Consider the following 16335-nt stretch of genomic DNA (forward strand, 5'->3'; position numbering starts at 1 on the left):
AGCGGGGAGCAACGTCTCCTTCATCGTGGATGCTCCAGACAGCCCAATTGTCAGCTGAGTTAGTCAAAATGAAACCCTTCTCGGCGTAGACCGCAATCTGGCCGCCTCCAAATCCGCCGGTCTTCGGACCACGGATGACGCGCAATGGTTTGGTGTTGCCGTCGGCGTTGCGATCAAAGATCAACAGACCGTTACTTTTTACGATCAGGAGATTATGAATCGGGTCAATCGCAACGTGGGGAGTCGCCGATCGGATTTGCGTATCCGGTCCGGTTAGAGAACGTTTCGGCGCCACGTCTCCGTTTGCCATCCGGTCAAATACTAAAACTCCATTGGGGCCGCCTGTTCCTTCGCCTCCGCGATTTCCGCCTGATCCGACGGGAAGGAATATCTCGTTATTGGCAGGGTCCGCAGTCACTGTACTGAGAGCGGTGTAGCCCATTCCCAGGATTCTTGTCTTCGGACCTTGAATGATGCGAATGGGTGGTTCTTCTCCGTTGGAGCTTCCCTTAAATGTCAGGATGGTCTGCACCAGAGGGCTGTTCACAACAATTTCATCGTGAATGGGATCATAGGAAAACCCATGCATGGTCCGGCTGAGCAGCGTCTTATGACCTTCGAGCGTTCTAACGGGAGGCTCATTCTCCTTCGCCATCCTGGCGAAGACCGCAATCTGCGGGTGGGTAACTCAATTCGGCACCCAGATCTGATCTCGCGCCGCATCGTACGCCAGCGCCTCCACCTTGCCGAACTTCAGCGATACTTTGTTCGCAGGCGCGCTGCGAATGGTGCGGATCGGCGCCACGTTTCCGTTTGCCGTCAGCGGGAATGCGGAAGCCGAGGAGTTGCCGAAGCTGGAGACCCAGAGTTCCTTATTCCTGGTATCGACCGCGACGCCCGAAGGATTCGCCAGACGAGTCTTGTTGCCCTAGATGACTCGGATGGGCGCCACGTCCCCCTGCGACTTGGAATCGAATACCACTACGGACTGGCCCATATCATTGGCGATGTAAAGATTTCCAGAATCTGGATCAATCGCCATCTGCGCGGGCCAGTTTAACTGTGTCCTGGGCCCTTGGATGACACGCAGCGGCGCGGTGTCACCGTCTGTGTTGATCGGGTAAACGGAGATCGAAGGGTCTTCAAATTTGCCGGTGCCAGCGGTCTTATAGTCGCTGACATGTCCCCAGTTGATGACGAACATCAAACTGTTCTTCACATCCAGCGCAATGCCATGGATGTCCGATAACCGAGTGCTTTGTCCCTGAAGACTGCGCAGCGGTTTTGCCTCGTTCGAGGCGCCTTTGCGATACACCGCCACTTCAGGTGGATACTGAACTCCCACGAAAAGCTCTTGCTTTTCTTCATCCACTGCCAAGGCAAAACCGCGATGAGGAGTCGTAAGGCTGCGGGCGGGCTTGACGTCTCCCTTGGCATCCCGAGGGAACACCACGAACTTGTCTCCGGTGTCGGTCTCCACTGAATAGATTTCCCCATTTAGGGGATCGACATAAATGCCATTGTTGAACTGGATTTCGGTCTCCGGTCCCTGAATCACACGTTTCGGTTCCGTGAGTCGAGCGCCGGACGGGGTATTGTCCGTCCTGCTAAATACACGGATGCTCCACGTGTTCTGGTCCATCAGCACGATTTCGTTGAACTGAGTGTTTACAGCAATTCCGCTATAGATGGGGTCGAGGTCCCGAATCTGACGAGTTGGGGGGCGAGTGATCTCGCGTGTCTCGCCGCCCTCTTCTGCTGCGGCATAAACCGTACTGTCGTAGATCGAGGAAAACAGACTCTCGTCCGGCGCTGCAGAGACGGGACGATAAGTGGCCTCAGGCCATTGGCAAATTCCCCCGTAATTGGAAAGCTGCCGGTCCGACACCAATTGGGGTGATCCCGTATGTCGCTTCACGCTGGACAAGTAGAGGATGCCTGTGGCGACGGCTAGCAGCCCCGCAAAGATCACCATCCCACTTATGCTCTTCCTTACGCGCATCATTCTCCTTTTGGGAAGTGCTTCGTCCCAATATTTACCAATAGACGAACCTTAACATCATCCATTTTATTGGCGGAGTGGTGATGCCTTTGCAAACGATCATCGCGCATGGAAAGCGTTGCCCGGCCAGTTCGGATGATCGTCCGAAACGCTTCCCATAATCTTGCATTCAATTTCAATGATCGTTCCAAGCCGTACTGAATTACGGCGGCACCGAGCGAATCAGAAAATCAGTTTGAGCCCAAACTGCATTTGCCGTGGACGCGTCACCTGCGTGTTGATGCGACCGGCCTCGGCGATGTATGCGCCCGTCAACGGGTTCAGCGCGCCGGTGGCGGGCAGCCCGAGATTGTTGCGATTGAAGATATTGAAGGCATCGGCCTGTAATTTGATTTCACTGCCCTCCGACAAACCGAGCGGAACCGACTTGCTCAGGCTGAAATCAAAATTCACCAAGCCCGGCCCGGTGAGAGTGTTGCGGCCCAAGTTGCCAAAATATCCGCTGCCGACTGCGAATCCAACCGGAACCGGTGGGCGGACAAAGGCGCAAGGATCGTAGTAACGCGTTGGGGTGCCCAGTGCTTGGCCAGCCGCGATGGCTCCAGCCCCTGTGCCGCAACCCGCGGTGGTGCCCGCGGTGATGTTCTCCTGATTGCGCCCAGGAGCCAGCTCGGGCCTTTGCAGATTGGCTCCGCGCGACTGATCGGGCGCGTTGCGCGAAGTAACTTTTACGGAGAAGGGCGTGCCGCTCTTGGCACGGAAGATTCCTGAAAGTTGCCATCCACCCAATATGTGTGAAACAAGCCCGGAATCGGCTGACGAAGGAATAGCCCAAATGCCATTGACCGCAATATTTTGTCCCACATGCAACGCGGACAAGCCGCGATCCGCCTTGGTGAGATATGCCTGCGACGCCGACCCCTCGTTGTAGTCGGTATTGGCCACTCCCGTCGTCGAGTCATCAACGGACTTCGACCAGGTGTAGGAAGTTTGCAACTGGAAGCCGCTGCTCATGCGCTTTTTCACTTCTACCTGTAGTCCGTTGTAGAACGACTGCGCGTCCGAGTAGCGCGTCTGGCCCACGCCAGCCCTCGGATTCACTCGTGGCGTTCCCGCCACCACCAACGGGCGCCCGGAAGCGTCCAGCACATAAGGGGAATTGTTGACATCCGTGTTGCGCCACAGATGAATGCCTCTGCCGCCCAAGTAGCCAAGTGTAACGGAAAGTGAATTGGAGAATTGCCGTTCCACGGAGAGATTGAACTTCATCTCGTAGGACGGATTCAAGTCCCACTGCGTGATTTCCAGGAAGGTGATCTCGCCGCCGAAATTGGGACTGAGCAGCGCGGCGCGATTGGCGGCCAAGTCCGCCTCCACCGAAGCAAGATTCCCGAGGATCGCGCTGGTGGTGGCGAAGTACGGCTGATTCTTCGCGCCCTGGACCACATAGTGCGCGCTCAACAACTGCATAAAGAAGAGGCCGAATCCGCCGCGCACAGCGGTCATGCCATCGCCCTTGGGGTCCCAGGCAAATCCCACGCGCGGGGAGATATTGCGTTTCGATGGGTTGTTGAATAAGCCGATATCGGTTTGGAATGCGGTAGCCGTCGTCCAATCATTCACTGTGGACTCACGGCCGTGGCGTTCATCCGGGCCGGTCGAAGGATCGTAACGCACACCCAGATTCAGCGTGAAATGGGGACGAATCTTCCAGTCATCCTGGAGGAACACACCGTAAAGATACTGGAGATAGGTGCGCGCATTGTCGAGCCCCGGCGCCGCCGCTGAAAAGGTCAGCGGGCGCGCATCGGTCAGGAATAGCTCGGCGCTGGACCAACCCATCGATCCATTCAAGCCGGCCGACCCGCCGCGGCGCGACGATTCAACGCGATCAATCTGCACGCCAAATTTCATCGCGTGCGCCCCGCGAATATACTGGGCGCGCTCATCGAGGGTGAACAGCGTCTGCGCGTGCCGGATTACGTTCTGTGTGTTGATGCCGATGGAAGTTACACCGGTGTAGCCCACGCTGAAAAGATATCCGGGCAGCAGCTTGTTCAGGCTCACAGGGTAATCCACCAGCGCAATCTCATCGGAGCCGAGCAGGGTGCGGTTGGCCGCCAGTCGCGTGGAGAGCAGGAACGTCGGCGAAATGATGTAGTCATGCCCCAACGTCGCATAGCGTGTGTTCATCTCCGTTTCCGTATTGGTAATGGGGAGCGGGTCCGGACTCGTAATGTCTCCGTTATCCAGCGTGAACCGCAAGAAAAGCGACTGCTTATCATTGAACGCATGATCCAGCCGCCCGACTACATAGTGCTCATTGATCGGGTTGGGCGAGGAAAAGAAATGCACACCGGCTCCGCTATTCGCTCGCGGCCAGATGTCCAGGTAGGGACGCACGGAGGCGGCCACGTTCACCTGCCGCCGTCCGCCGGGCGCATTGGTGTCCGGGACCAGCCCCAGGCGTAAGGCATCATCCGGCACCAGCGGCGATTGCGTGGCGCCGGAGCGCCGGATGATGCTTTCATAGTTGGCGAAGAAAAAAGTGCGGTCCTGGCGTATCGGGCCGCCAATGGCACCGCCATACTGGTTCCATTTGAGAGCGGCCTTATCAGGAATGTCATTCATCGCGCGGGCATTCACCGCGCTGTTGCGGATGCTGTGGAACAGCGTGCCGTGAATCGTGTTGGTGCCGGATTTGGTGACCATGTTGATCACGCCGCCGCTCGAGCCGCCCACCTCCGCCGAATAGTTGCTGGTGAGCACCTGAAATTCGCGCACCGCATCCACCCCCAGCATCACGCCAGCAGCGCCGCCGGGCGTGCCGAAGAACGACGGGCTATGAATATTGGTTCCGTCTAGCAACCATGCGGTCTGATCGACACGGGAGCCGCCCATGGAGATGCGCGCGCCGGTACCCTTGGACATCGCGTTGTCGCCCGTCAGCACGTCGGTAACGCCCGTCTGGACCAGCGGTAGCTGGCTGAAGTCGCGTCCGTTGAGAGGAAGCTGTTGGATGCGCGTCTCATCCACCACGCCGGATACCGTTCCGGAAGAGGTGTTCACCAGCGGCGCTTCGCCTGTGACTGTCACTTGCTCGCTCACCGCGCCCACCCGCATGGCGAGGTGGAGCGTGACCTGCTGGCTCAGGGCCAGAGTAACTCCCTGCCGCACCAGCGTTCCAAAACCAGTCATGGAACTGGAGATATCATAACTGCCGGGAGGAAGCTGGGTAATGACGTAGCGACCGACGGCGTCAGTACTGACGGTGCGGTGCGCGCCTGTCGCCGTGTTGGATGCGGCCACCTGTGCCCCGGGCAATACCGCGCCGCTCTCATCGCTGACAGTTCCGGAGATGGTCCCCGTGGTGGATTGCGTCCAACCGTGTACCGTTCCAGCAAGAAGCGTAATGATCAACAGTAGTCCGCTCATAAGGTTTTTTTTCATTACTCACCCTTCCTTCCAATGATGGATATACAGAACTGTACACCCGCAGGCAAAATGGATACCCGCAAATGCCGGATACGCAGGGAGCCTACCCCGACCTACTTACAAATATTCTTCGACCCAGTTTAGATGACTGACTTGTCCACCAACGTGCCCGATGACATCACCCGCTCGCCACCGCGGCGGATCATCCTTACTAACTACCAGCCAGGCTTACTGACTACCAGTCGGGTAGCGGCTTGGCGCGGAGACTTTGGTCGCGCCCACCTTGTCCGCTTCGCCGGCCAGGGGAGCCGCGCCCAAGCTTAACAGCAGCTCCGCCGCCGACTTATGCGGGATGGGCTGCTGGCGAAAGCGCTTATCAAAGGGATCGACCAGGCGCGCCGGATCGCCCAACGCGATGCTCAGCGGCGTCTGCCCATATTTGTCCTTGGCGTTGATGTCGGCCCCATGCTTCAAGAGCAACTCGATGATGTCGTTTGCACCCACATGCGCCGCGCCGTGCAACGCCGTGCGATTCCCGGCCGCCGTCGCCTTCACATCATTGCCCAGCTCAATGGCCAGCAGCACTGCTTCCTTCGCTCCCGGTTGCTTGTTCAACGGACGATCACGCAATTGACCGACTCCCGCTGCGGCCATCAGCGGAGATGTTCCTTCTTCCGTGCCCAGCCGGGGATTGGCTCCCGCGGTAAGCAGTAAGCGCATCATGCCCACATCGCCCGCGGCAGCGGCAAGGAAAAATGGAGTGGCGCCCACCTGACGAATCTGCGGCAGGGCGATGCCGCCGCCATGCGCGAAGGGGGGGAAATCCCAAGGAGAAGTTCCACGCGCGATGCGGGCATTTATATCCGCGCCTTTGGAGATCAAAACCTTCGCCAGTCCCGGCATGTTCGGATGAAACCACATGCGATCCGTGGGCGCCTGAATCTTTGCGGCGGTAATTCCAGCCAACCCTTCCTGCACCGCCCAATGCAGCGCGGTGATGCCATTGCCGTCCGGTGCCTTGACGTCGGCCCCGTTCTCAACGAACAGGATGGCTAACTCCTCATGCCCGCTGGCCGCCGCCACCAGCAGCGCGGGGCCATCTGGGCCAGCGTAATTAACATTCGCGCCCGCTTGCAGCAGCCGCCTTGCCGAGTCCAGGTCGCCCGAACGCGCCGCGAACAGCAGCGCCGTATATCCGCCGCGCGAACTGGCCGGATCGTGATGAGTGCGGCTGCGGTCGTGGGTATCGGGCTTTCCAGTAACGTGATCCCGCAAACCATAATCGAGAAATGAAAGTGGCGTGAAGGCGTCAGGCACTTTCGTTACCGCATTCACGTTGGCGCCTGCTTGAATGAGCATCGCTACGATTTCCGTATGCTGTTGAGAGGCCGCCCACATGAGCGCCGTCTGCCCGCGCCGCGTGGCGGCGTTGACCGTCGCGCCAATTTCCAACATCTGCTTCACAGCCAAGGTCACTCCGGTACGCGCGCAAGTCATCAGCGGAGTTTCATCCGTCCACTGCGACGCGTTCGGATTGGCGCCAGCTCGGAGCAGCGCACCCGCAATCGCCGCATTGGAGTTGGTGCAAGCCAGCGACAGCGGCGTCACGCCATATTCATTCGCGGCGTCCACCGCAGCGTTTGCCTTGAGCAGCAAGGCGACCGCCGCATCGAGATTCAGATGAGCGGCCCATGCGAGCGCCGTGCCGCCGTCCGGCTCCGGCTGATTCACATCAATCGGTTGGCTGAGTGCGCTCTGTACTTGCGCGATGTTTCGGCTCTTCACCGCTTTGATCAATTCCAGGTGTTCATCGGCGGCGACAAGCGACCGGCTTCCCATCAGGCAGAGTGCAAACGCAGCGGCGCCAATCGGCGTGAGGAGTATGGGAGTTCGCTGATTCATAATCGTAACCTTCTCAATGGATTCCTTAAGCCAAACTGAGCCCATCGACCTGGCCGGTGGAATCGCCCAGCTTATCTACGCGGACGCCAGCGATATCGAGCAATGTGACGTGCAGATTAGTCATTGGCGTGTTGGGCGTGAATTCCAGATGGCGACCGCCCATTTTCTTTCCGCCTCCGCCCGCGACCAGCAACGGCAGGTCCGTCGCCTTGTGCAGATTCCCATCGCTCAAGCCGCTGCCATACAGAATCGCCGAGTGATCGAGCAGAGAGCCATCGCCATCTGGGGTCGCGCGGAGTTTTTCGAGGTAGTAGGCCAATAGTTGAGACTGGAACAGGTCAATCTGCGCGACTTTTCCAATCAAATTCGGGTCACCCTGATGATGCGACAAAGCATGATGCCCTTCGGCGATGCCAATCTCGCGATAGGCGCGCTCGCTCTTTTCGTGCGCCATGATGAGGCTAATGACGCGTGTCATGTCCGTCTGGAAAGCGAGTACCTGAAGATCGAACATCAGCCGCGCATGATCGTCATAGGTTCCGGGTATTCCCGTGGGACGGGCCACTACGGGAAGCTGCTTCGTCGAAGCCTGCTCCTCGGCGCGCTGAATACGGCGCTCGACATCGCGGATGCCGTCCAGATACTCGGAGAGTTTGACGCGATCGGACTGCGGAACGCGGTTCATCATGCGCGAGATGTCGCCCGCAACATAATCGAGCAGGCTGCGATTCTGGCGAATGCGGGCCAGCCGCTCGGCGGGATCGGTCGAATCGCCTTCGCCGAACATCCGCTCAAAGACGGCGCGGGGATTGCTCTCCATTGGCAACGGCTGCGTGGCGCTGCGCCAGGAAATGGTGTTCGAGTAAGCGTCATTCACCGGCGTGTCGCCGCCACCAAGCAGGCCCACGGTGTCGAGGGTCAATTCAAGCGAGGCCAACTGTGTCTGTTGCCCCAAATCCTTCGCGGCCACTTGGTCGGCGGAGACTCCCAACTGCCCATTGCTCCCGCGCAGGCCGGTGAGATACGCGGCGCTGGCCGCGCCGTGATTGCCCATCGGCTCGCCGGGGCGCACCACCGCCGCCATGTTCGAGAGGTGGCTCACCACCGTCAATCGATCGCGAAAGGGAGCCAGCGGAGCCAGCGTCGGCGGCAGCTCAAATGCGGTGCCCGCGGCCTTCGGCGTCCATTGATTCATGATGCGTCCATTGGGCACGTAAATCATGTTCAGGCGCACGGGACTCTTCACCACCGTGCCGTCACGCTCGGCAGCCATAGCCGGCGACATGCTGTCCAGCAGCGGCAGAGCCAGTGTGGCTCCGGCCCCGCGCAGAAACGTCCGGCGTGCGATCGCTTTTTTGAAGATCATCATAATTCTCGTGTCCTCCTCATCTGAAACGGCGTGCTATTCACAATGCCTAAAATCAGCGACGACCAGCGGTAGTCCTGCGCTGCGGCGTCGCGCAAAATCCTGCGGATGGCCGGGCCGTCATAATACTCAACGCCGCGGCCCAGACCATAGATCATCAATTTTTCAACAATAGTTTGCGCCACCTGCTCACGGCGCGCGCCCAGGATGCGGCGCAGATCAGCCGGACCGGCAAACTTGGTTCCATCAGGCAGTACGCCCGCCGGATCAATCGGCGTGCCCGCGTCGCCGCCTTCCTTGGTGCGCCATGTGCCAATGCCGTCAAAGTTGTCGAGCGCCAGTCCAATGGGGTCCATGCGCGCATGGCAACTGGCGCAGACGGGATTGGTGCGATGCTGCTCCATCCGCTGTCGCATCGTCAGCACGCGACCCCCACGTCCAGTTTCTTCCTTCAGCGACGGGACATCAGGCGGTGGCGGGGGTGGCGGCGTGCCCAGGATATTCTCGAGAACCCACTTGCCGCGCAGCGTCGGCGAAGTTCGATTCGCATACGAAGTAACGGTCAGGATGCTGGCCTGTCCCAGTAACCCTCGGCGGTTTTCATCGGCCAACTGTACGCGCCGGAAATGGTTTCCGTAGACGTTCGGTATTTCGTAGAACTCCGCGAGCCGCTCATTGAGATACGTGTAATCGGCGTTGAGCAGGTCGAGCACGCTGCGGTCCTCGCGCGCGATGCTGGAGATAAACTGCGTGGTCTCCTCCAGAAACGCCTGGCGCAACCCATCATCGAAATCAGGGAACTGGCGCTCATCGGGCTTCACGTGCAGGATATTGCGCAGAAAAAGCCACTGGCTCGTGAAGTTATCCGCCAGCGATTGCGCGCGGGTGTCAGCCAGCATCCGCCGTACCTGCTTTTCCAGTTCCGCGGGAGTGTGCAGTTGCCCGCGCTCCGCAGCCTCCAGCAACTGCTCATCCGGAACGCTGGACCACAGGAAAAAAGACAAGCGCGAGGCCAGCTCCAGATCGCTGATCCGGGACGAGCTTCCAGCCGCTGCGCCCTGCGCATCGCGCTCCATGCGGAACAGAAACTCCGTGCTCACCAGAATCCCGCGCAGAGCCATCTCCACCGCAGATTCAAAATCGCCCTGCTGGCGCGCGGAGGCAAACAATTCGGTCAGCGGATCAATATCCGCCGCTGCCACGGGTCGCCGGAACGCCAGCCTCGCCAGTTTGGAAATGATTATTCTGGCGCACGCCTGCTCATCCGTGGGCGATGCCGATGCGGCGGGCCGGCAAGAAAAGATGCGGGCGCGGCTCGGAGTTTCTCCCAGACCCTTGGCCTGCATCGGGCCGTGGATGCCCACAGCGGCTACCATGGGTAACCCGCCCTTATAGTCGCCTTTGTCCACGAACAACTGGCGCTCGGGCATGAGTACGGTTTCCGGCTCGACGGTCTCATCCAGAAACGCGACTTGCAGCAGATGCGGGCCAGCCGTCGCGTGCATTGCGGCTTCCAGCTTCAGGTCCGCGTCAAACTCGTACTTCTCCTGCGCCTCGTCGCCTTTGTAATCCTTGTTGACAAAGGAATAGAGCGGCCCTGAGAGACCGTGATTCTCGCCACCGATGGTCAGCAGCTTGATGCGCCGACCGTCGAGGCGGACGTCCAGTTGATGCGGCTCCGTAATCCCACGAATATAGTTGTCCGAATTGCGGTGCAGGCGCACATGCACGCTGTACTCGCCATCGGCGGGGAAGTTGTGGCGAATGGCCATACCGCCGCGCGAGCCGAAAGGCAGGTCTTCGCTCATGCGGCCGTCCTGCATGACCTCCTCAGGGATGGAATATTCCGCCGTCACCGGTCTCACATCATGGTCGCCCACGGCAGCGCGGCTGATCTTCTCCGCCGCGGCAATGTACTTCTCCGTCAGCAAAGGTGAGATGGAAAGCACTTCTGCGATGTTGTCAAAACCATAGCTGACATCGTCGGCGGGTAACAGTTCCGAGGAATCGATATCCACCGCCAGAATGTCCCGCACCGCGTTCGAATACTCCGCGCGGTTGAGCCGATGGATGGCCTTGCGCCCCGGGTTCGGCTGCGCGGCGGATGCACGATCCAGCTCCGTTTCAAGATAACCGGCGAGCGCTGAGGATGCAGCAGCATCCGGACGCGGCGCGCCAGCGGGCGGCATCGCGCCGGAGCGCAGCTTTCGTATTACCTTCTCCCAGACCGGTGCATCATGGCTCACCTGATCGAGATCAAGCTGCTCCAGCGACAGGTCCGCGGTGCGCAGCCGCTCGTTGTGGCAGGTGACGCAATACCTGCCAAGCAGCGTTTGATTAGCCGACGAGGCGGCGGGCGACTCTTTAGCCGTTGTGGAAGCAGTCTGCGCAGCGGCGCTCAATGCGACCGCAAAGCAAATGGCGGTTCCCACTTTTGTCAATAACTTCGGCATGGTTCCTCTAACCAATTTTTAGAATTGCCGTAAAGCACGTGCGCTTGGGTAGCCACGGTCAGTGTTTTTCTGGCCGTGGGAATCCCCATTGAAACCACAAGCCCACGGCGAGAAAAACGCTCACCTGGCTACCAGTGCCTCGCTAAAAAATGTACTTCAAACCCAACTGCATCTGCCGCGACGAAGTCCGTGTGTTGGTGATGGAACCTGAGCCGGGCGCAATAGCCGCCGCCGCATTCGAGAAGATGCGGAATTCGGGTTGCGAGAAGTTGGCGTGGTTGAACATATTGAACATCTCCCAGCGGAACTCCAGCTTCTGTCCTTCACGCACCTGGAAGCCCTTGCGCACGGCCAAGTCCACCGTTACCACGCCAGGCCCTTGCAGCGTGTTGCGGCCCAGGTTGCCGAGGGTGCCTGGCTTCTGCAGTTCAAATGCTTTCAAGTCGAACCATTGATCCGCCGTGGGATTTTCCAGAATGGGATTGTTCGACGCGCCGGACGCGACGTTGGGCCGCTCCTGATTGCCGAAGATGATGGTGCTGTTGCCGGCGCGGTCAAAACGGTTGACCACCGAGAAAGGTTCACCGCCTGAATAATTGAATAGTGAACTCAGGCTCCATCCGCCGAGCACCTGACCGGCAATGCCGTTCAGGCCGAAGTTGGGAAGGTTGTATGTCCCGTTGACCACCATGTAGTGGCGAATGTCGAAGGCGGCCCGGCTGTAATCGCGGCCACGATCATCCGGGTCCATCGAGAAGCTGGTGACGTTCTGGAAGTCCGAGCTGCCGGCGATGCCGGAGATCTCATCCATGGTGCGGGAAAGCTGGTAGGTGCCCTCGATGCTCAGTCCGCCGCGCATACGCTGCTGCATGGAGAACTGCAGCGAATTGTAGTTGGCGTTGGTGTCGAACTCGCGTTGCAGGATGCTCGAGAAGTTTGGATTGCGGCGCGGTGCGGCAACGCCATTGAAGCAGTCCGACGCCGGCACGGCGACGCCCGCCACCGTGCTCCCCGCCACGGAGTAGCACTTTTGTCCATTGATAAACTGCGTGGGGTTTGCCGTGTTCCACTGCACGTTGCGCGAGTTGTTGCGGCTCTGCGAACCGAGATAACCAATCATGAAGGACGAACTCGAGCTCAACTGCCGCTGCATGGTGAGGTTGTATTGCATAGTGTAGGGCTGATGCGGACGGTAATTCATCATTTCCATGGACTGATTGGGATCGAACATCGGGGAATCAGTGAGCGGGAACTGCACAATCGCGTCAGGGAAGCGAATCGTCCCGTTGGCCGGACGCTGCACGAAGAAACGCTGCGTGTAGGGCAACATGCGCTGGCTGGAGTCGCGCCAGTAGAGCGCCAGCAACTGGTCGGGATAGACGCCGAAGCCGCCGCGCACTGAGGTCTTCCCGTCGCCGGTCAAGTCGTAGGCAAAGCCGAGGCGCGGTACGATATTCTTCTTCGACGGATTCAGGAACCAGGGATCGCCGACCGTAACCGTCGGATCGAGCTGGTTGCGCAGTTGCGATACGCGCCCGTTGGCTTCGCTCACGCCGGTAACAAATTCATAGCGCACGCCAAGATTCAGCGACAGCCGCGGCGTGGGGCGGTAGTCGTCCTGAAAGTAAAACCCGAACAACGACTGGCGCATTCCGCGCGTGCCCTCGGTAACGTGGCCTGCTTCGAATCGCGCAGCGTTGGCGGTGAGCACCTCTTCGAGCGAATTGAAGATATATTCGCCGCGCAGACGGCCGACGTTGATGCTGTTGTAGCGCAGCCGCTTGGCGATGCCGCCGAACTTGATGGCGTGCGCGCCTTTGGCCATGGCCACGTCATTGATGACCTCGAACAGATTCTGGCGCCAATACTGCGGGCCGGAACTATTGGTCGAGATGGAAGCGATGACCCCGGGAGTAAAGTGGCCAAAGCCGCGGCCGGGCACAAACTCCAGCCGCTCCATCCCCTCGGCGGTCGAGTCGGTGGCCTCGGAGGCGTCGCGCAGAAAGGTGATGCGGAAATCGTTGACCAGTGTGGATGAGACGATCTGCTTGTGGTTCAGCACATAATTCTGAATGCGCGACTTGTTGAACATCTGAATCAAGCCCAGGCTGGAGGGCGCGATCACGCTGGCGTTGTCGTAAAACATGCGGAACATGAGCGTCTGATTGTCAGTAAGCTGATGGTCGATGCGCGCCACGACATCATCCTGGTCGGTGTTCTGCGAGCCGGCCCAGAAGTATCTTCCGATGCCGCCACCCAAATCATCTCCATTGGGAAGCGGATAGAGCGCCAGGTAAGGCTTGATGGACTCGGCGACGGTTACGGTGCGTGTGCCAAGATTTCCCAGACGCGCCGCAGCGGTTGGGACATTATCCACCGTGGTGGTTCCGCGGCGAGCCCGTACTCCTTCGTAATTGGCGAAGAAGAAAGTCTTGTTGTGAATCATCGGACCGCCTACCGCCGAGCCGAACTGCGAGCGCTTGAACTCCGGCTCGCCCTTGGGATTGGAAGCGGTTTTGCGGTCGAAGAAATCGCGCGCGTCCAGATTGTCATTGCGCAAAAAGCCGTAGACCGTGCCATGCAGATTGTTGGTGCCGGACTTGGTAACCGCGCTGACCACGCCGCCGGAGTTGCGGCCAAACTCGGCGCTGAAGCCGCTGGTGGAGACGCGGAACTCCTGAATGGAATCGACGCCCAGCATGAAGCCGGAAGCGCCGGCCGGGTTGGTATTGTTGCGCGACATCATGTCGGCGCCATCCAGCAGGAAACTCATCTGATGCGGCCGCGCGCCGCCCAGCGACATCTTCTCGCCCGTGCCGGAGAGGGTGGCCTTGTTGCCCGCGCGCGTGCGCACCACGCCCGGTTCGAGTTGAACCAGATCGGCGAAGCTGCGACCATTCAGAGGCAACTCGCGGATGACGCGCTCTTCCACCACGCCGGCCACGGTTCCCGATTGCGTCTCCACCAGCGGAGCTTCGCTGGTTACCGTAACCTGTTCAGTTACGCTTCCCACCGTCATGGTAAGGTCGAGGGCGAGTTGCGCGCCCACCGTCAGCACGATTCCATGGCGAATCGTGGTCTTGAATCCTGTCAGCGAAACTTCCAGATCATGCGGGGCGGGCGGCAGGTTAGCGAATAGGTAGCGGCCGCGCGAATCCGTGGTGGCCGTGCGCGTCTGTCCAGTCTCGGAATTTTTAGCGGTCACCGTCGCGCCGGGAAGCACCGCCTGCGTCTCATCCCGTACCGTGCCTTCCAGACGGGCATCGGAGATCTGCGCGCGCAGACTTCCGCTGGCCAGCAAGATCAATATCACCAGCCGGAAACCTCTGGATAGTGCAAGCATTCTTCCTCCACCCGATTTGACCGTCTGTGCAAACTCTTCAAAGCGCTGTCATCCCGCCCGGCGCTGTCATCCTGAGCGCAGCGAAGGACCTGCTGTTCTCCGGGGAAAAACACGTCCCATTACTGACTCTTCTTGCTGTCCCGCTCGGTGAAATACTCGATACCGTAGCGGCCTTCCACACATCGGCCGACTGGCCCGCCAGACAAAGTTTCACTCGCCCCGAACTTCTTCAGCAAATCCGTGGTGCTCTTGCGTTCGCGGGGAATCTGGATCAACCCGCGCGAATTGGTTCCGTTGGCCAGCGTCAGAGGCGTCTGTCCACAGCCATTCTGGACATCCAGCCGCGCGCCTTTTTCAATCAGGTACTGGACAATGTTGTCAGCGCCGATATAGGTGGCGGCGTGCAGCGCGGTCCAGCCGGTCTCGTTTACCTGATTCACGTCCGCGCCCATCTCGAGCAAAGTCTTCACCGCCTCGAAAGCGCGTTGCGCTTCCGGCCCGCGGCGGTCGCGGCTGCGACCCAGTCCCGCGGCGGCCAGCAGCGCCGTGGCGCTGCCCTCAAATTGAGCATCATCGGAGTTCTTGCCCACCGGGCTTTCACCCTCGTTCACTTTGGTCCCGAGCCGGGTATCCGCCTTTGACTCCGCCAGCAGGCGCATGGAGGGAACATCGCCGGAGGCCGCCGCCAGCAGAAATGGGGTTGCGCCTTCCACGCTCACGTAGGCGCGACCGCCTTTGCGCAGACGCGCCGGAGGCAATCCCATGCGGGCATTGGCGTCCGCTCCCCTGGCCAGCAGGGCCTTTACCAGTCGCGGCATGTTGGCGCCATCGAGCGGGCCGGCTTCCTCTTTCTTGGTGGTGGACTGCTGCTCCTGCTGCACGAGCTGCGAGAAAAATCCCGCGCCCTTGCTCTCCATCAGCGACTTGATGCCGTCGCGCAACGCATAGTGAAGCGCCGTGATGTCGCTGCCGTCGCCGGCTTTCGAGTTGGGGTCGGCGCCGCTTTCGAGCAGAAACAGCGCCACGTCCTCGTGTCCGTTGGCGGTGGCCAGCAGCATGGTATTGCCGTCCTCCATGGTCGAGTGATTGACGTCCGCACCGCGCGCGACTAGCAATTTCGCGCTCTCCAGATCGCCCACCGATGCCGCGAACATCAGCGGCGTGAATCCTCCGCGCGAGCTGATTTCGAGCGTTCCGTAATAGGTCTTGTAAATCTTGGGTGTGAAGCCATCGAGCATCTTCGACTGAGCATTGACGTCCGCGCCTTTTCCCATGAGCAGACGGGCGACAGTGGGGTGGCCTTCGGCGATGGCCCACATTAAAGCCGTCTGCCCCCGGCGCGTGTCTTTGGCATTCACGTCCGCGTTACCATTTAGCAGCGCGGCTACTCCGTCGATCAGCCCGATGCGCGCGCAGGTCATCAGCGGAGTCTCGCCGGTCCACGTCGCCTGATTGGCGTCGGCGCCGGCACCGGCCAGCTTGAGGACCATGCCCGCGTTTTGATTCATGCAGGCGATGTACAGCGGCGCGATCCCGTAATCATTGGCTGCATTCAAATCCGCGCCCGCGCCGATCAGCACCTCCACCATCTCCAGATCATCGCGATGCACGGCCCACGCCAGTGCCGTGGCGCCATCCGGCTGACGTTCATTCGGGCTGGCTCCCGCTGCCAGCGCGGCGCGCACCTGTTCGCGCGTTCCTGTGCGCGCGGATTCCAGGAGCCCCAAATCAACGGAGGAAGCCGCCCTCGCGGATATCGAAAGCAAAACCGTCAAAGCAGCCAGCCCCGCCGCGACCGATAACTTTTCTTTCATCGTCATTCCCTCTGATCCCT

The 16335-nt window shown here is 59.9% G+C and carries 8 protein-coding genes; all 8 read right to left on the reverse strand.

Annotated elements, in window-relative coordinates; all coding sequences use genetic code 11:
• Positions 1-655 (reverse strand): hypothetical protein (locus EXQ56_06140; GenBank protein MSO20034.1); only part of this gene is annotated, 655 nt, incomplete at its 3' end.
• A gap of 273 nt (positions 656-928) precedes the next feature.
• Positions 929-2005, reverse strand: a complete 1077-nt coding sequence (locus EXQ56_06145; GenBank protein MSO20035.1) for a hypothetical protein — start codon at positions 2003-2005, stop codon at positions 929-931.
• A gap of 219 nt (positions 2006-2224) precedes the next feature.
• Positions 2225-5452, reverse strand: coding sequence for a TonB-dependent receptor (locus EXQ56_06150; protein ID MSO20036.1), 3228 nt, complete (start codon positions 5450-5452; stop codon positions 2225-2227).
• A 213-nt stretch (positions 5453-5665) separates the two neighbouring features.
• Complete coding sequence (locus EXQ56_06155) at positions 5666-7384, reverse strand: ankyrin repeat domain-containing protein (GenBank protein ID MSO20037.1); 1719 nt, start codon at positions 7382-7384, stop codon at positions 5666-5668.
• Entirely contained in the window at positions 7365-8708 is a 1344-nt protein-coding gene (locus tag EXQ56_06160; protein MSO20038.1) for a DUF1552 domain-containing protein, read from the reverse strand. The genes EXQ56_06155 and EXQ56_06160 overlap by 20 nt, the downstream gene beginning before the upstream one ends.
• Entirely contained in the window at positions 8705-11158 is a 2454-nt protein-coding gene (locus tag EXQ56_06165; GenBank protein MSO20039.1) for a DUF1592 domain-containing protein, read from the reverse strand. The genes EXQ56_06160 and EXQ56_06165 overlap by 4 nt, the downstream gene beginning before the upstream one ends.
• Before the next feature lie 142 nt (positions 11159-11300).
• Positions 11301-14501 carry a TonB-dependent receptor gene (locus tag EXQ56_06170; GenBank protein MSO20040.1) on the reverse strand — a complete coding sequence of 1067 codons (3201 nt, stop codon included), beginning with the start codon at positions 14499-14501 and terminating at the stop codon, positions 11301-11303.
• A 119-nt stretch (positions 14502-14620) separates the two neighbouring features.
• On the reverse strand, positions 14621-16321 hold the full coding sequence (locus tag EXQ56_06175) for an ankyrin repeat domain-containing protein (protein ID MSO20041.1): 1701 nt from the start codon (positions 16319-16321) through the stop codon (positions 14621-14623).
• Between the last annotated feature and the right edge of the window lie 14 nt (positions 16322-16335).

The sequence above is a fragment of the Acidobacteriota bacterium genome, from assembly GCA_009691245.1.
Lineage (GTDB): Bacteria > Acidobacteriota > Terriglobia > 2-12-FULL-54-10 > 2-12-FULL-54-10 > SHUM01.